Origin of the sequence: Myxococcus qinghaiensis, from assembly GCF_024198215.1 — a bacterium.
Lineage (GTDB): Bacteria > Myxococcota > Myxococcia > Myxococcales > Myxococcaceae > Myxococcus > Myxococcus qinghaiensis.
The window spans coordinates 102,564-119,327 of sequence record NZ_JAKCFA010000019.1; the positions used below are offsets into that span (position 1 = coordinate 102,564).

The 16,764-nt window shown below is 64.3% G+C and carries 13 protein-coding genes, 7 tRNA genes and 1 pseudogene; 8 read left to right on the forward strand and 13 right to left on the reverse strand.

The window, feature by feature from the left end; all coding sequences use genetic code 11:
- Nucleotides 1-14: 14 nt before the first annotated feature.
- The 8 genes and pseudogenes from LZ199_RS31270 to LZ199_RS31310 all read left to right on the forward strand — a co-directional run bounded on the left by LZ199_RS31270 (nt 15) and on the right by LZ199_RS31310 (nt 9,760).
- A complete protein-coding gene (locus LZ199_RS31270) occupies nt 15-935 on the forward strand; it encodes a DUF2381 family protein (protein WP_253997423.1) in 921 nt (306 codons plus the stop codon).
- 692 nt (nt 936-1,627) lie between these two features.
- The gene (locus LZ199_RS31275; RefSeq protein WP_253997424.1) at nt 1,628-3,067 is read left to right on the forward strand and encodes a hypothetical protein; all 1,440 of its coding nucleotides are present in this window, start codon (nt 1,628-1,630) and stop codon (nt 3,065-3,067) included.
- Nucleotides 3,057-4,817 carry an HNH endonuclease gene (locus LZ199_RS31280; protein ID WP_323389984.1) on the forward strand — a complete coding sequence of 587 codons (1,761 nt, stop codon included), beginning with the start codon at nt 3,057-3,059 and terminating at the stop codon, nt 4,815-4,817. Before LZ199_RS31275 ends, LZ199_RS31280 begins: the two co-directional genes overlap by 11 nt.
- Nucleotides 4,817-5,293: an SMI1/KNR4 family protein gene (locus LZ199_RS31290; RefSeq protein ID WP_253997425.1), complete on the forward strand. Its 477-nt coding sequence runs from the start codon at nt 4,817-4,819 to the stop codon at nt 5,291-5,293. The genes LZ199_RS31280 and LZ199_RS31290 overlap by 1 nt, the downstream gene beginning before the upstream one ends.
- A gap of 22 nt (nt 5,294-5,315) precedes the next feature.
- A pseudogene (locus LZ199_RS31295) lies at nt 5,316-5,510 on the forward strand (hypothetical protein); the annotation flags it as partial.
- 896 nt (nt 5,511-6,406) lie between these two features.
- Nucleotides 6,407-7,726, forward strand: a complete 1,320-nt coding sequence (locus LZ199_RS31300; RefSeq protein ID WP_253997426.1) for a hypothetical protein — start codon at nt 6,407-6,409, stop codon at nt 7,724-7,726.
- Between the two features lie 9 nt (nt 7,727-7,735).
- Nucleotides 7,736-8,950, forward strand: a complete 1,215-nt coding sequence (locus LZ199_RS31305) for a DUF262 domain-containing protein (protein WP_253997427.1) — start codon at nt 7,736-7,738, stop codon at nt 8,948-8,950.
- 12 nt (nt 8,951-8,962) lie between these two features.
- The gene (locus LZ199_RS31310) at nt 8,963-9,760 is read left to right on the forward strand and encodes a HEPN domain-containing protein (RefSeq protein WP_253997428.1); all 798 of its coding nucleotides are present in this window, start codon (nt 8,963-8,965) and stop codon (nt 9,758-9,760) included.
- Nucleotides 9,761-10,539: 779 nt separating this feature from the next.
- Here LZ199_RS31310 and LZ199_RS31315 read toward each other — a convergent pair.
- The 13 genes from LZ199_RS31315 to LZ199_RS31375 form a co-directional block, all read right to left on the reverse strand.
- Nucleotides 10,540-11,094 carry a hypothetical protein gene (locus LZ199_RS31315; RefSeq protein ID WP_253997429.1) on the reverse strand — a complete coding sequence of 185 codons (555 nt, stop codon included), beginning with the start codon at nt 11,092-11,094 and terminating at the stop codon, nt 10,540-10,542.
- Between the two features lie 991 nt (nt 11,095-12,085).
- A tRNA-Asn gene (locus LZ199_RS31320) sits at nt 12,086-12,157 on the reverse strand.
- A gap of 19 nt (nt 12,158-12,176) precedes the next feature.
- Nucleotides 12,177-12,248, reverse strand: a tRNA-Gln gene (locus LZ199_RS31325).
- A gap of 19 nt (nt 12,249-12,267) precedes the next feature.
- Nucleotides 12,268-12,338, reverse strand: a tRNA-Gly gene (locus LZ199_RS31330).
- Between the two features lie 20 nt (nt 12,339-12,358).
- Nucleotides 12,359-12,429, reverse strand: a tRNA-Lys gene (locus tag LZ199_RS31335).
- A gap of 79 nt (nt 12,430-12,508) precedes the next feature.
- Nucleotides 12,509-12,579: transfer RNA gene (locus LZ199_RS31340), tRNA-His, on the reverse strand.
- Between the two features lie 7 nt (nt 12,580-12,586).
- Nucleotides 12,587-12,657: transfer RNA gene (locus tag LZ199_RS31345), tRNA-Ile, on the reverse strand.
- A gap of 50 nt (nt 12,658-12,707) precedes the next feature.
- Nucleotides 12,708-12,793, reverse strand: a tRNA-Tyr gene (locus LZ199_RS31350).
- Nucleotides 12,794-12,885: 92 nt separating this feature from the next.
- On the reverse strand, nt 12,886-13,044 hold the full coding sequence (locus LZ199_RS31355) for a hypothetical protein (RefSeq protein ID WP_253997430.1): 159 nt from the start codon (nt 13,042-13,044) through the stop codon (nt 12,886-12,888).
- A 97-nt stretch (nt 13,045-13,141) separates the two neighbouring features.
- Nucleotides 13,142-13,723, reverse strand: a complete 582-nt coding sequence (locus tag LZ199_RS31360) for a HesA/MoeB/ThiF family protein (RefSeq protein ID WP_253997431.1) — start codon at nt 13,721-13,723, stop codon at nt 13,142-13,144.
- A gap of 9 nt (nt 13,724-13,732) precedes the next feature.
- Nucleotides 13,733-13,981 carry a hypothetical protein gene (locus LZ199_RS31365; protein ID WP_141642248.1) on the reverse strand — a complete coding sequence of 83 codons (249 nt, stop codon included), beginning with the start codon at nt 13,979-13,981 and terminating at the stop codon, nt 13,733-13,735.
- Nucleotides 13,982-14,179: 198 nt separating this feature from the next.
- Nucleotides 14,180-15,475, reverse strand: a complete 1,296-nt coding sequence (locus LZ199_RS31370) for a S8 family peptidase (protein WP_253997432.1) — start codon at nt 15,473-15,475, stop codon at nt 14,180-14,182.
- A 140-nt stretch (nt 15,476-15,615) separates the two neighbouring features.
- Nucleotides 15,616-16,725 carry a hypothetical protein gene (locus tag LZ199_RS31375; protein WP_253997433.1) on the reverse strand — a complete coding sequence of 370 codons (1,110 nt, stop codon included), beginning with the start codon at nt 16,723-16,725 and terminating at the stop codon, nt 15,616-15,618.
- Nucleotides 16,726-16,764 lie beyond the last annotated feature (39 nt).

Sequence of the window (16,764 nt, forward strand, 5' to 3'; positions counted from 1 at the left end):
AGGAGAAACGTCGCGTGCATCATTCCGTGTCGGCCGGTCTGCTTTTACTCCTCCTCGCAGGTGAGGGGACGGCTCTGGCGCAGTCGCCCTCACCCGCCGTGGGGCTGAGCGTTCGCCGAATCGAGCTGGTCTCAGATGATGCTCAGCCGGCGGCTGAAGTGGCGGTGAGCCCGGGGCTCTCGACGGTGTTCCTCTTTGATTCAGAGGTGAGCCGAGAGGGGCTGATGCTCGAGGGACGCGAGCGTTTCGCGATGGTGGACGCTGGGCTCAATACCTTGCGCTTGGTCCCTTCAGAGAAAATCTCGGCAGGAGAGCGGCTCAAATTGACGGTGCGTTTCCTGGATGGAGCGGCTCCGGCAAGTGCGACGTTTGTCCTGATTGCGCACCCGGCACGGTCAGAGGCGCTCGTCGAGGTCTATCGGCGCAGGAGGGGTGTCGAGACATACCAGGAGGAGGTTCGTCAGGCACGCATTGAGGCTGAGCAATGCCGAGAGGAAAATGCGCGCCTGCGCGCGGAGCGAAGTGCTCCTGATGGGCTGACGGGACTCATCTCGACAGCAGTCCTCAGCAAGCGAGGCGTTGACTATCGCGACCTGAGCGACGTTGCCACCCAGGCCCCAGGAGGGGCCGCAGCCAAGCAGTATGTCTATGCATATCGCGCAGCCCGAAGGGTGGCTGTTGCGGTCACCCTCAAATCAGGAGGGGACGTCCAACCGTGGACGGCAGTGGGGGCAATGCTCCGGGGCAAGGCCAACGACGAGCTAAAGGTGCTTCGAGTGTGGCAGTCGGGCCCTGTTGCCCCGGGCTCGGATGCCCAGCGAGTGGTGGTAGAGGCTGAGGCTGCATCCGACTCCCCTCAAGGACCCTTCACGCTGAAGCTCTGGGATGCAGATATGCGCCGCACCATCACTCTGAGCAGCGTCACCTTCCCTTAACTGGCTGAGGGCTGCCTCCAAGCCCTCTCATGGGTTTCAGGTGTTTGGGGGTTGTGCGGAATGCCAATATAGGGTCCAATGGACTATACCTATTGGTCTAGTCCATTTTGGCGTGCCCTGGAGGCGACGTGTTCCCCACTGTGCTGGAGTGTGTCCGCGCGACTGCGCGGTTCCTTGGTGGCCGGGAAGAGCGCCTGGAAGGCGCCGCGCCGGATCCACCTTCCTGAATCCGCTTCGAAGCAGGCGCTGGGCTCTCGCGCTGCGCAGAGGACCTCCTGTACCGCCATGTTGAGGCGCGTGCTCGCAGTTGTCGTGCGCCGAGGAGCCGTCTGCGCTTCGTCGGGCCACGTGCCTGACGGGCACTGAGGAGCCCTTCCTCAGTCATCCCTATTCGCCTTTGGAGTCGTGAGCGGAGCCGGCCTTGCCAGGCGCCGTGGTGTGACACGTCTGCCTGCCGTTGAGACTGCGCTGGGGCTTCCTGGCGCCGTGACGTGACTCGCCTGTCTGCTGTTGAGACTGCGCTAGGGGCTTCCTGGCGCCGTGACATGACACGTCTGTCTATAGGTTGCCCAGCAGGGTCGCGCGTGACTCTTCCGGCGCAACGCATTCACCTCACGGCCCGACGCCCTGTCGGACCGAACGGGGAACCTCTGTCCTTATCGCCCCCTCCGGGGCTCATGCAGGAGGCGTCAATGTTCATGCGCTGGGCCGTCATGCTGTTGCTGGTGTTGCCTGGATTTGGATGGGCGGAGGAGATTGCCTCTCCCGAGGACTCCGTCGCGCAGGAGGAGGCCGTCCTTCTCGAGCCCGAAGGGGATGAACTGCTCCAGCCTCCGGCGGACGAGGGGGACTCCAAGCCCGAGGAGGCACCGCGGGCTTCGTCCGGCTCGGGCTCTCGCTGGGCGAACAGGTTGAGCCTGGAGACCACGACGTGGGCGCTGTTGCCGCGACGTGGGGCGGGGACGGATGAAGGCTTTCTGCAGGTGGTGCCGCGGTTGGAGCTCGTCAACCCGGGCAAGCTCCACCTCGACCTGGGCGCGTCGGTACGGCTGCGCATGTGGGGTGCGGAGACGGGCGCCAGTCTGGTGAGGAAGGAGGACTGGGACGAGCTGTCCGACTGGGGCCAGGTGGTGCAAGCGCTGACGGTGGGAGGCGATGCGCCGAACTTCGTGTGGCTGGGGGCCCTGGAGTCCTACACGCTGCTGTCCGGGCACCTGGTGCGCCGCTACAACAACCGGGGCAACCCCGACTACCACCCAGCCGGAGCGCTGGTGACGGGCATGTTGAGGCCCTTCTACGTGGAGGCCTTCGCCTCGGACGTGCTGGGCGCGCGGCTGATGGGGGCGGAAGTCGCCCTGGACATTCAGCACGTCCTCTTCGGCCGCCAGCCGTACCCCCTGAAGTACATGTTGTCGCTGTCCGCGGTGCATGACTGGGGGAGGGCGGGAGGGACGTCGGAGCCGATGACGCTGGCCCACCTGGATGGGACAGCCGTCCTCGTGAGCCGTCGCGACAGGCAAGGCGGCTTCGAGGTGCAGGCGAACGTGGGGTGGGGCGGGCGCCCCGGCGAGGGCGGCGCGTGGGGCGCGGTGGCGGGGCTGGGAGTCGAAGCCATGTCGCCGAAGCTGGACTTGCGAGCGCGCCTGGAGGGGCGTCTCCAGCGCGGAGGCTTCCGGCAGGGCGCCTTCGGCCCGGACTACGAGTTGGCGCGCTTCAGGGTGGCGGGCCCCGAGGCCGTACCGCAGGCGGACGCGTCGTTTCCGGACGGGTACTCGGCCCACGGCGAGGTGATTCTCAATTGGGACGCGGAGGGCGCGGGGCGGTTGGGGCAGCGTCACTTCCGCCTGACGATGGGGGCTGAAGTCTTCAGCTGGGGCCGGGTGGACGTGGACGGCCGGTTGGAGACGCAGCTCTTCCACCGCAACCTCACGGTGGGCGTGGGCGGGCTGGCAGTGGGTGCGGGCCAGCCGGGGGCGCGCTACCTCGCCTCGGGCGAGGCGCGGTGGCGTTTCCTGGGCGGGAAGCTGTACGTGGTGGGGCAGGGGGGCACGCTGCTCTTCCCGACGGCGGAGGGGATGCTGCGGCCAGGCGCCTTCGCGTCCATGGGGCTGGGGGTGGACAATGCGCGCTGAGCGGCCTTGGGGTAGCGGGCTCAGCTTTGTCCTGGCCGTGGCCCTCTTGGCCTCCGGGTGCGCCTCGTTGCCGACGGGGCCGGGCCAGGCGGGCCGTGGGGCCGTCCTGGCCTTGAGTCCCCTCTCCGTGCCCTCCCATGCGGCGAGGAGCGCGGCGACGGGGGTGTACCAGGGGGAGGGGGCGGGCTCCGCGGATGGGACGCCAGAGCCGGCGCCGATGGGCCTGCGACGCGGGCTGCAGGGGATGGTTGTCGACAGGGAGGGGGCGGCGGGCTCGAACCGGGAGGGCGGTGCCTTCGTTTGTGGCGACAAGGCCCTTCCCTCGGGATGGCCCCACCTGGACTCCAGCCGGGAGGTGCTGGAGCCCTTCCTGGCGTGTGCCTCTCCCGCGGAGTTCGTGGCCATGCAGCGCGGGGTGGACATGGCCGCGCTGGTGCAGTCCCTCACGGCCTGGGACGCTGTCCGCCTGGGAGCCCTGGGGCCGATGGACGCGCCGGCCTCTGCCGTCCTCAGCAGCAAGCGCGCGGCCTTCCTCGTCACGTCCGTGGAGAAGTACGGTGTGCCGTACTCCGAGGTGCTCGCCCTCTTCGTCCTCCACACGGCCTTCGACGACGAACTGCGCGAGGTGGTGCAGCGGCTGGCCCGTGACAAGCAGTTGGGGGAGACGCTGGGCGCCATGGCCGCCGTCCGCGAGGAGTTGAAGCGACGGGGCCTGGAGCTGGAGGGCTTCCCGGAGCGAGCGGAGAAGGCCGGCGACGTGCTGCGGGGGTTGGGGCGCGCGGGCCGGGACATGCTCTCCAGCACCTTGGTGAGCGGTGAGGCCCGGTACACGGAGCTCATGGCGATGCGGGGGCAGATGCCGCCGCCCTACCAAGCTGCCATCGACGAGGTGGAGAAGGCCCTGATGGAGAGGCACTACTCGCCGGGAAGTGTCTCGGCGGGAGCCTTTGACTCCCTCACCTTCGGTGTGCCGGTGGGCTTCTACCACCTGGCGGTGGGGACGGGGCACGGGGCGTACTCGTTGGCGCAGGGCAAGTACGAGCAGGCCACGCGCGAGCTGGCGCCGGCCGCGCTGGTGGTGGCGGTGTACGCCGGGGGCAAGGGCGCTCGGGCCCTGGTGGAGTCGCGCGGCGGGCTACGGCGCCTCCAGATGCCGGCGCTCGACGCGGCCGGCATGAAGGCGCTGATGGCGCGCCTGGAGGAGCAGTTCGGCATCAACGCCGCGCGCGACTTGCTGCGCTACCTCCAGGCGAGTCGAGAGGGCGCGCTGGTGGCCGCCGAGTGGGGTGAGGCGGGACTGCTGGCGCTGTACGAGGCCCGTGGAAACCCCGCGAAGGCGCAGGCGGTGCTGGCCGAGGCCAGTCGCGAGTCTGGCAGGGGCCCAGCAGTAAGGGGGGGCGCGACGAGGAGCGGTGCAGGAGGCAGTTCTCCGAGAGGGACTCCTTCGGTGGACGTTCCCATCCGGAATGCGCACCTCGCAGGGAAAAAGCACCCTGTAACAGGGGTGCCCTTCGACATGGAGGGCTATCCAGATTTCAGGGCCGCTGGCGTCGTCAAGGCCGAGGTGAAGATTGCGTATACTGGTTCAAGAGCCGGGGACTTCGCTGCTGCAAACCGGGCTGCTGGGCTTCAGGCGACACCGAAGGGAATGACGTGGCATCACCATCAGGACCGGACCACCATGCAGCTTGTTCCCACTGACGTTCATGCTCGAACGGGGCACACCGGTGGCTTCGCAGGAGGCCAATAATGGAGCATCTTGTGCAGACGGTCGAAGGCGGTCCTCCCCTGAGTGAGGAAGAGGTTCGGCTCTTCGAGATGCGCCATGGCCTCGGTCTGCCTGGCCAGTACCGACAATTCCTGCTGTCGATGAATGGTGGACGGCCAGAGCGCGACCTCTTCACCATCGATGGCCTTCCGGGGAACCCGATTGGTCGAATCCACCTGTTCTTTGGTCTCAACGACCCCATTGAGTCATGCAATCTGGACTGGAACCTTGGCGTATTTGCGGGACGCGTGCCTGAATGGCTCATTCCTATTGCGACGACAGAGGGGGCCGACAAGATTTGCTTGGCGACTGCGGGGGACAGGGTAGGTGGAGTCTTCTATTGGGACGCCCATGCGCATCCCGGCGCGAAGAGTATCTACCTCTTAGCGGACGGCTTTGGCGCCTTCGTCTCGTCGCTTCAGTCTGACGAACTGTCCCCGAGGGTTCTCAAGGTGTAGGGCCCCTTTCAAGAAGCGGCTCCTGGGAGACGTGCTGGTGCGGCGGTTGGGCGGGACGTGGGTGCTGCGGGCGAAGATGGAGGAGTCCCAGGTGCGCGTCGGCAAGCGCGTCTGGCTGCCCTTCCTCCGCGCCCGCCGGTACATGCAGTCCCGCCAGTCGCTGTTGGACTACTCGCTCACGCAGTTCTTCCATGAGGCGGAGCGGTACCGGCCCTGACTTGGTGTCGGTGCTCCTCGCGCGCCAGGCGGCGTCGGCTGTCGCGCGGTTCGGGGCGCGAGTTGTGGGTGCTGGGTAGCTCCGTTGGTCCAAGCGGGGAGTTGACGCGGCTGAAGATTGAGGGCTGTCGCCACTTGTACGCGTTCCTGTTGCCGTGATCATCGTCAACGGCGGACTAACCCGCGCGTCGCCCTCTTGGCATGAGGCACCCGTTGACTTGGTCTTGACTCGTGCATGACGCCTCGATCGAATTGTTGTCATGGGTCGCCCCGTCGGATCGCTCGCGCGCCACTTTCTCGGAGTTCGGTTTCGATTCAGGCAAGGGAGCCCGCGTGCTCGGGAGCGTCAATGTTCGGCTGCGCGAAACCTGAACGGTTCTGTGCCCTTGCCCCTCCCTCCGCACGCGGGCGTGCGGCAATCGGCCGCCGGAGGTCAGTTTTGTTCGAGCAGCGGATGCGATCCGTTCAGCCGGTCGTTGCGCGATCCGCTTACTCGGTCCCTGTTATTTTGGGTCGGTAGGGGCCCAGATATGCGCTCTCGCGCACCACCTGCCGTGCGCTACATACTGAGGGCTTCATCGCCATTCTCACCGACCTCGCGTAGAAGCTAGGGCATGCCCCATGCGCGGATGACCCAGTTCCAAGCCCTGCTCCTCCTGGTTCCGGACCTTCAGGTTGTCGTCTTGACCCTCGAAGTCGGCGATGGCGGCGCGCAGCTGGCTGAGCGCTGCTAAGCGTCGTGGCTTCACTCGGGACAGGGACTGCGCAGCTGGGCGTGGGGCAGAAGACCTTCAGAAGTCCTGGAATCTGGACAGGGAATGAGCGTCCTGCGTAGACTGCTGCGGCCGCCCGGGGACCAACCTTCTCTCGATCACCGCGCGGAGTGCGCCGACGCTCATGAGTAAAGGAACCGGTACACTGACGACGCTCGGGCGGCACTTGGAGCGCCGTGCGATCTCGCTCAAGCCTGCAGTCAAGCGCGTTGGGGTCGATGCTTGGTTTCCGTACTACGCCGGCTATTCCTCAGTGTTCGTTCGCGAGGCGCTTGCTGGCCTCGGTGCAGAGCCCGGCTGGACCGTGCTCGACCCGTGGAATGGTGCGGGCACGACAACGGCTGTCGCCGATGCGAACGGGTGCGATGCGATTGGGTTCGACATCAACCCTGTTGCGGCTCTTGTTGCCGCCGCGCGCTTGGAGCGAAGCTCCAATACCGCACACTCCGCAGGCCTCGCGAACGAGTTTCTGGCGGTGGCGGGGCGCAATGAACTTGACGTCGCCTCTGACGACCCTTTGCTAGAGTGGCTATCTCCGCGTGTAACCCGCCGGTACCGACGCATTGAAGGAGCCATCCTCAGTCTCCTCGGAACCAAGGATGGTGTGAAGGTTAACCTCCAGTCTGAGACACCGCCGCCCTTCTCTGCTTTTTTCATTCTGTGTCTCGTTCGTGCGGCCAAGCAGTTCGCTCGCATGAAGGGGAACTCGAACCCGACGTGGGTTACACCGGAAAGGCCGGGCGACACACGCACGGAGACATTCGACCGAGCGTTCCTCGCGATGGTTGCTACGTGCTCGGCGGACGCAGAGAAGGCCGCACTCGCACGTTCATCGGTTCGCAGTACGGCGAGCACGGTATCACTCGCTGATGCGCGTGAGCTGCCCCTCGAAGACGCGTCAATCGACGCCGTTGTCACTTCGCCTCCGTACTGCACGCGTATCGATTACTTCCGTGCAACGGCGTTTGAACTCGCAGCGCTCGGGATCGGCCCGGATGGAGAGCGCTTCAGAGCCCTGCGGAGCGGCGCAATGGGGACAAACCTCATGCGCAGGACAACACCCGATGTCGGCTCACAGCCCAGCGTGGTGCGGCAGCTGCTGAAGCGAATTAGCAAGCATCCTTCGAAGGCATCCAGTACTTACTACTACAAGCACTACTTGCAGTACTTCGACGATGCGCGTCGTTCGGTCGCCGGGATTGGCCGGGTGCTCAAGCCAGGTGCCACGGCACTCCTAGTCGTCCAGAGTTCCTACTATAAAGACATTCCAGTACCGCTCGGCGATCTGTACTCGGCACTCGGAGAGGAACTCGGCTTCAGATCTCGCGTCGTGCTCCGTGTGCCGGTTCGGCGCGTGCTCGCACTAATCAACCCCCGAGCGATGCAGCATGAAGCGGAACGGTGGTACTCCGAGGATGTCGTCGCGCTTCAGCGCGTAGCGTGAGGAATCTCAATGGCAACGAAGAGGCGAGACACAGCAGTCGAAGAAGAGCGCGTGGACATGGGCACGGCTGCGCCCAACGAGCAGAGCCTAGCGTCGCTCGAAGAGAAGTACAGCCAGCAGATGCGGCAGATCTTCCCGACGAAGATCGACTTGCCCTGGCTGACGTTGAAGACGCAGATCGATGAACAGATCAATCTTAGACCTGACTTCCAACGTCGCGATCGCTGGAACAACGAGAAGCGCTCTCGCTTCATCGAGTCCGTGATCATGAATGTTCCCGTTCCTCCGGTGTTTCTCGGGGAGGAGGAGTATGGGAAGTATGTCGTACTCGACGGGCGCCAGCGTCTAACGGCTGCCTACAAGTTCTTGAGCAACGAACTTCGCGTTGAGGGGCTTAAAATCTGGACGGAACTGAACGGCCTTACGTACGCGGATATCAAGAAGAAGGGGTTTGCCGCAACGGTCGAGCGCCGGTTCTTACCCGCGATCCTCCTTACCCACGAGTCCTCGCCGGAGGTGAAGTACGAAGTCTTCGACCGCCTGAACACTGGCGGCGTTATTGCTGAGCAGATGGAGGTCCGCAACGCGATCTTTCCTGGCCCTTTCAATGTGATGCTGCACGAACTATCGAGGGATCACACGTTCCGGCAGCTCTGGGGCATCCCGAATTCCGATGACCCAGTAGCGCTCGAGAAGAACGTCCTCTATCGGGAAATGGGCGATTTGGAACTCGTCCTCCGCTTCTTCTCACTCAGAGAAGGCACACTGAAAAGCATGCGTTTCAAGGACCGCCTTAGTGACGTGATGAGCGAGCAGAACACCGCATTCAGGAAGGACTCCTCACTTCAAGCGCGTGAAGCGGCGGTGTTTCGTCAGGCCATCACGAATTGCGCTAAGGTGTTTGGGGACGACGCTTTCAAGCTCAAAAAGGATCCGAGCAAGAAAGCTAACCGGTCGGCGCCTTACGCTGATGCCGTGATGCAGGCCCTTGCTGACCGTCCCACTGCTGCATTGACTCCCGACGTAGCGAGGCGAATTCGTAGCGCGTTCGAAAAGCTTTGCATGAAGAACCAAGAGTTCAGAAGGGCGGTCGAAAAGGGAACAAACGGTGAGACTGCGATTAACGACCGAATTTCGCTCGCCCGCGCTGCGGTGGATGAGGCACTCAAAGGGGGGGCGGCAGCTCGTAAGCCCCTGAGCAAGCGGTTCTCCAAGAAGCGGTAGTCTGGTGAAATTATGCGCCAAGCACTTGCCGATTTCGGGGCTTCGCTGAAGCGTATCCGGACTTTAGCGAACAGTATTCTTGCTGCGACAGGGGCAGCGCTCGCCGAACCGATGATTCGCGAGCTTCACGAGACGCAGCAGTGTGGAGCTGTCGTGTTAATGACGGGCTACTTCGAGGCATTCCTCAAGGAGTTGGTCCGACGCTTCATCGAAGACCTGTCAATATCAGGCGTTACATTCGCCGAACTTCCGGAGGGCATTCGAAATCGGCACTTCGAGGGTGGCGGCGATGTTCTTACTAGGGCGTCGGAGTTCGCGCGTAAGGGAAGGGCTACTCCGTTCGGCAATGCAACGCGCGAGGACATCGTCGCCCGGCTCCACTCGGCATCAAACGCAGCTGGCTCGTATCAAATTTTATGGGAAGCATTCGCTGACACACAGGCGAACCCGGCCCCCCGCGTGGTTAAAGAAATCGCGAAAAATCTTGGTATTAAGGAATTCTGGCCGGCGGTTTCTACTCATTCTGGTAATTCGTCGCGATGGTCCGACAGCGCCCTAACGACGAAGCTTGACGACCTGATCGTCAAGCGAAACGCGTGTGCCCATACAGGCACTGTCTCCCCAATTCCGACGGCAACTGACATCCTCGATTTCACCGACATGCTCGAGGCGCTCGGAACGGGGTTCGTCACGGTGCTTGAAGCCGAGCTGGTTGCCCACAAGGCCCGCGTGACGCCCGCAACGACCGCTCATGTCGGCGTACCGGCGGCGGGCCAAGTCCCTGGGGCATCCGCAACCACCTCGCCGTAGACATCACGGTAGAACTCGTGTTTGTAGCACGCCAGGGCGCTGAGCCACTAGGTTGGCTTGTAGTTTGGCTACTTGTTACCGCATCAGTCCCTGCCGGGCCCATCTCGGCGAATGGATGCTTTAGTGCGTGAAGCCACCGGCGTCTGGGCCGATCGTCGCTGCCTCGACACTACCCTGCTGGAAGCATCCCCAATGTTGCCGCGCACCTTTATTGATTGATGGGCGATGAACTGGCTGGTTGATGGCATTGGCTCCACGGTTCTGCAGTCGCGTCAATGCCTTAGCCGCTTCCGGCGGTGTCCTTTGGGCAGCCCTGACCCGACAGGAGAACCGTAGGAGGGGAGCAATCAGTTCCGCTTGTCGCGGAAGCTGCTGTTGCGTCAAGGAGTTGAGCCCTCTCACGAGCATGACTTCCGCTGGTCCGGCTCCGTGATGGCATCTTTGGAGTCTCCGGAAGGGAGCCCCTCAACCAGTGCAGGCGACAACGGGCGTCCAGTCCTCAAATAGAATACGCGGCAGCAACTACACAGGATTCCGAGTCCTTTGTGAATTTCCACAACTACGATTGGGTGTTCCAATTGCGCCTGGACAGTGCAGAGGCAGTCTTCCATCAGGTGCCCACTTGGTTCGACTAGTACACGTCGAGCACCCTTGCATGGCGTTGAAGATGCGCTCCCGCACGAGTTTCGTACCGCATTTGTCGTGTCCGATTTGACAGAGATGAATCGAGTCTGGGAAAGCATCGCTCTCGTCCTGGACGTTTCTGTTTGGACGAGAGACTATCGCCAAAGTGCTGCCCATGGCCGTAGAAGGTTCCAGTAGGAGGGCGGCGTAAGAATTCGAATGCCAAGCGCGCTCTCGATGTGCATGGCGTTGCGAGGTAGCCGTATCTCTACTGTTAAGAACGCTTCGCAGCGTAGATAAATGGCGTCCTGTAAAAGTAGCTTGTCCTTCCTGCTGAGATACCCAAACCTGGGCTCGCCGAGTTGCGCAGCCAATGCCCTGCTCTCCGGTGTCGGACCATCGCCTTCCAGGCATGCTTCGGTATGGTCGGCTATGTCCCAGAGCCATTGCATGTGGCCTGGATCGGATTTGCCCCGGGCTTCTTGAAGGCTGTGGTGAGATACGATCCATTCGAACTGTGCTCGTTCGTTGATTGAGAATATGTTTCGAAGGGCCTCGATATGTTCAATTCCGTCCGTCACTTTGTGGATGCGGTCAGATGCAGAAATTGGTTCGTTCTCGAAGATCTGCCCGCCATAATTCCGAAGTGTCTGGGCGGTGCATGAGTCAAGAAAGATCCTGCGTGGCAGGGATTCAAAGGGGTGACTCATTGGCCTCTAGCTCCTTTCCTTAAATGTGCGCGTTCCAAGATACTGTACCGCCCCGAATAGTATCGAGACTGCGGGTGATGTGACCGCCCAGTGTGTCGGCTCTCACGGCCATTGACCCCTACCTTCTCAAAACCATTGCCTCAGGGAGGGTGCCCCGTCGCGTGACGGTTGAAGCGGTTCCATTTAGCCTTCTTCGTGCCGTCGCTCATCCCATTGACTTCTGGTGCTGGCGGTCTGAGCTATCCGCTCATTGGGATGTTCTCCTCGGAGAAAGCATGACCAGCCGGGCGAGCAATCCCAGAAGGAAAATCGACAATGAGGGGATGCTTCAGGCTGGCGGTAGGGCTCCCCCTCGGTGACCAAGTTGTGGGCCTTGCTTGTGAATCGGTCGATGGCAGCCTGGGCACACATCGAGCCGGCGAAGGTGGCGAGCCATTCGTCTGGACCCCGTTGCTCGTTACCTCCATGGACACGAGTTGAGAGGCGGGGCAGAGGGGCCGTGCTGGTCGAGGACTCGGCCAAGAGCTTCTGAGAGTCGTCTCGGAGAGTCTGCGCGCGCGACGAAATCAGGAGTACCCAGTAAGGACTGGGGGCGTTTCGCTCTCTCGGTTAACAGAAACGAAGGACCGGACTGGCCTCAAAAGGCTCCGGGCCGTCCTAGAGCCAGGGAAACGAAGTAACCCTGGAAGGTACGACATCGAAAGCCCTGGATTGTCAGAATCGGCTGCCCTTGGTGGTTAACAAAACTGTTAACCACTCTCGGCCTCTCTCTCCCCAAAACGGGTGAAAGAGCGGTCCAGAGAGCCCAATCGGCGGCGGAGAAGAGGGGGCAGCTCGCTCTGCGGGGTAGAGCGCCGTGAGGGCCCTCTTCAGCACCGCGAGCCAGAATCCCTTGGGATTCAGCGGCTTAAGCACGAAGGCCCCGCGATGTTCATCGCGAGGCCCGTGTTAAACAAAAAGGCCCTGCCAGTTGGCAGGGCCTTCTATTCAGCTCCCCGGGAGGGACTCGAACCCCCAACTTCGCGGTTAACAGCCGCGCGCTCTGCCATTGAGCTACCGGGGAATGTGCTGCGTGTTGAGAGAACCGGAGGCAGGAATCGCACCTGCACCTGCGGAGTCAGAGTCCGCCATCCTGCTGATTAGACGACTCCGGTATGGAAGGGACACATGTGAAGCGGGCGACGGGATTCGAACCCGTGTCGACGGTATGGGAAACCGCCATCCTGCCGCTGGACGACACCCGCGTTGCTGCTGCTGCTTCGAGTACCTCCGGAGGGATTCGAACCCTCGCCGTCCGCTTAAGAGGCGGATGCTCTACCAATGAGCTACGGAGGCATTTTGCCGCCACCCCCGTGCGAGCGGGCGGCGTGCATTCACCACGACGATTCAGTTGTCAGAGAGCTGGGACTGTCAGGTTGACCGGAGGGAATCGAACCCTCTTCCCCGGGGTCACATCCCGGTGGCTCACCAATCGCCTTCGGCCAACATGGAGTCGGGGTACCCGGAGTCGAACCGGGATCACCCGCTTATCAAGCGAGTGCTCTGCCTTTGAGCTATACCCCTGGAAAAGTGTGTCTGGGTTTGGGTGCGGCGGACCCTGCTCGTGTGGAGCATGGGGACGCTGGGAGTTGAACCCAGCAGGCCCTGTCGGGCTCGGGCTCTACAGGCCCGCGCGTCTGCCGTAACGCTCTACGTCCCCTGGAGCGGAGGCCCGAAAGCCGAAAGGCCGGGTCCCCTGGATGGGAGCCCGGCCTCTGCGTGGCTTGGCGCGTCAGTGACGAAGCGCGAGCGTCAGCAGGGTACGGGCGGATGGCCGTGAAGGTGGCCGAATCCCACGTTGCGAATCGAGCCGGTGCTCGAGAAGGAGCAGGAGGCGGCGTCGAACTGGGACCAGAGGTTGTGTCGATAGCTGCGCTTCGTCTCGTTCGACTGCATCTTCGCCGTTGTCATGTCACCGCTCCTTTCTGGGGGAATCTACGGTGGTTGATTTTCATCCCTGACAGCGCCGCGATTCTTTTCGTCGCGGCGTCGATTTCGTCGGCGAACTTCAGGGGCCCGAGGTGGGGACGACAGAGGAGAGATTCACCAGCGCATCCCGCCTCACTCCCTGCTTGACGAAGTCCTGCACGGAGCGGGCGAGCGTCGCGGCCAGCAGGCCCAGCAGGGGCAGGTGCGCGCCCCCTTCGCAAGTGGCCTGCCCGGCGGTGTCCTCGGCGTCCGGGACGAAGCGCTCATCCCAGCGGACCAGCCCGAAAGTCCCGTCCGCGCTCACCGCGCCGTGCACCAGGGGCTTGCCTGCTCCCCGGGCGAATTCGCTGAGGAGCTGGCGGCTGTCCTGGTTGTCGAAGCAGTCCACCAGCAGGTCCGCGCCGCCACACAGCGCCGCCACGTTGTCGCGGGTGACTCGCACGCCGAAGGACTCCGTCTTCACGCCGTGCAGGTTGAGGAGCTGGAGCTTGAGGGCCTCGGCCTTGTTCTTCCCGACCGAGGGCTTCACATAGGCCTGTGCGAGCAGGTTCTTGGACTCCACCCGGTCGAAGTCGATGAAGACCAGGGTGGCCTCCAGGTTGCGGCACAGGACGGCCGCCTGGGAGCCGATGGCGCCCACACCGCAGAAGAGGATGCGCATGGCTCCTCCTCAGCGGGCGCCGAAGGGCACCTTGGGGCGCAGGTAGATGCGCTCGTCGCCGCGCGCACCCCGGAACCGGTCCACGACGAAGTGCTGGAAGGCGTCGTCGCGCAGGTGCGCCAGGTGCAGGCCGGGCACCCCGCCCGCGCGAATCAGCTCCGCGGCGATGCGGCGCACGTCGGAGTCCGACACCGGCCGGTCCAGCTCCACCGGCACGTCCGCGGACATGCCGTCATAGGTGATGTTCAGGGTCGCCATGGTCGTCTCGCGCCTCCTCGCGCGTGCCAGGGGCTGCGAGAAAGGGCGGCCGGCCGGGCACCTCGCGGGACGGGGGCACGCGGGGCGTCCTGACTCGGTGAAAGGGCATCCGTGAAAAGACGAAGGCCGGGCTCCGTCGTACTGACGGAGTCCGGCCCTCGGGGGCCGCGAGGGGGAGGGGGCCTCGCGGCCGGACGCTTACTTCGAACTTTCGCCGCTCACCGGCGATGACTCGGACTCGGTGCTCACGGTGGGCAGCAGCGGCACGGCGCCAATGAAGCCCGAGTACGCCATCCGGTTGGGCGTGCACTCACCGGGGCTGCGCACCTTGTCGAGGGTGGCGTTTTCGAACAGCGCGCTGGCGACGATGGCGGGCGTGGAGTTGGGATTCAGCTCCAGCCAGAGCGCGGCCACGCCCGTCACGTGGGGCGCGGACATGGAGGTGCCGCTCAGCTCGCGCGACTCCTTGTCACTGTAGTGCCAGGCGGAGGTGATTCTGTTGCCAGGAGCGAAGACATCCACGCAGTCGCCGTAGTTGGAGAACGGCGTGCGCTTGTCGCTGGTGTCGGTGGCGGCCACGGTGATGGCCTCCTCCGTCCGTGCCGGAGAGTGCCTGCAGGCATCGCCGGACTCGTTGCCCGCGGCGAGCACGTAGGTGACACCCGAGGCGATGGAGCGGCGGACCGCTTCGTCGATGGCCGGGTCGGAGTCTCCGCCCAGGCTCATGTTCGCCACGGCCGGGGACTGGTGGTTCTTCGTCACCCAGTCGATGCCCGAGATGACCTGGGACGTGGAGCCGGAGCCATTGCACGCGAGCACCCGGACGGAGTGCACGGTGGCGTTCTTGGCCAGCCCATACGTGCTGCCCGCCGCCGTGCCCGCCACGTGCGTGCCGTGGCCATGGCAATCATTGCCCTTCATGCTGTCGCCAATGGCGTCGAACCCGACGGAGGCCCTGCCGCCGAACTCGCGGTGGGAGAAGCGCACGCCGGTGTCGAGGATGTAGACGTGCACCCCCAGCCCGGTGGCGTTGTACATATAGAGCTTGTCGAGCGGCAGCGTGCGCTGGTCCACGCGGTCGATGCCCCAGGTGGGGCTCGGCTGGCTCTCTCGGATGGACATCACCCCGTTCTCCTGGACGTAGGCGACCTTGGGGTCCTCCGCGAGGGCGCGCGCCTGGTCTTCGCTCATCCGGCTGGCGAAGCCGCGCAGCGCGTGCTCGTACACCGCGAACGCGGTGCCGCCGTACTGCTGCGTGAGGTCCTGCGTGGCCTGGGTGACGGCGAGCGGCTGAAATCCCGGCTCGGGCGCCTTGAGCACCACCACGTACTCACCCGGTACCTTCTTGCTGACCGTGAGGAACTTCCCCGTCGGAGGCGCACGGAGCGCGGCGGCGGCCGACGGGTCCTTGCAGACCGGCCGGCTGCTCGAGCAGGCCCCCAGCATCGCCAGTCCACTCATGGCCAGGGTCAGCGTCGTCATCCGTCGATTCATGTCTCATCCCCCTGCAATGGGTTACGCGGAATGATACGAATCGACTTTTAATTCGGCTTAATCCTGATTTAGCCCTCTGGGATGAGACTGCGGTTCGTCATTGAACGTCCGGGGTGAATGCCGACATGCGGGGGCATTGCCTACCAGGGGCGACCGTTGGCTCCCCACCAGTACAGCGCGGTCTCCAGCGGGTGCATGTGTGGCTTTTCGAGCATGGGTCGGATGCCCATTTCTCGTGCGGCATTGAGCAGGTCCTGGTGCCAGGAGCGGTGCGCTGGAGAGAGCCGGGTGGCGGCGATGGCCAGGGCGCTCGCGCCCACGGAGTAGCCGCCGTGCAGCAATGGGCCGCTCGCGGCATCCTCGCGGCCGTTCACGCCTCGGGGCCACTCCCGACAGGCGGCGAAGGGAAGCAGCTCTCCGCCCGGGTGGTCGCAGTAGCCCTTCACCAGCGCGGTGGTGAAGGTGGCGGCGGAGGCGTGCGAGCCCATGGCGAGGAAGGCGCCTGTCCACGCCAGCGTGGTGCCGCGAGGCGTAGGCTCGACGAGCCGACCCTTGGCGTTCACCTTGGTGGGAAAGCCCGAGGGCAGAGCGGCGAGCTCCACCAGTCGGGCCGTGAGGCGCTCTCCCATCGCGAGTGACTCGGCGTTGTCGCGCAGCCGCCCGTGCAGCAACAGGCCGGCGGCGGCGGGAGCGCTGTCACAGGGCCAGATGGACTTGCCGAAGGAAGGCAGCAGGAGTTGCTTCGAGAGGGCCTCCACGAGGCGCGCGGCCAGGGCATCGAACAGCGCGGTGGACTCCGCATCCGCCAGGCCCGCGCGCTCCATCCCCGCGAGCATCAACAGCACATAGCCCCGGTAGAGCACGCTGTGGGGAAGGTGGTGCTTCTCCACGCGCGCGGTGCCGTCAGGAAGGAAGGGCGCGCGGCCCTTCGTCAGCGCGTTGTCGAGCAGGGCCTTCACCCGTCGGGGAGTCTCGGGTGGAGCACCGCCATCCAGTGACAACTGGACCAGGAGGAAGGACAGGTGCGCCGCGCACAGGAGCTGCGCCTCGGAGAATCGCCGGCTCGCGTCGCCCAGGAGCTGGGGCTCACAGCCGCGGCCGAGGATGCGTTGTTCCAGCGCCTGGAGCGCCTGGACCGACGGGACGTTCAGGTCGGGCGCGGACGAGCCAGAGGGCGTCTCGGCGGCGCCAGGGCTCGCGGTCAGCAGGGCCAGCAGTGGAGGCAGGGCTCGGAGGAGGGAGCGAGGCATGGGCGGCCCGGAAGGACAGCACGCCCTCCAGGCCCCAGT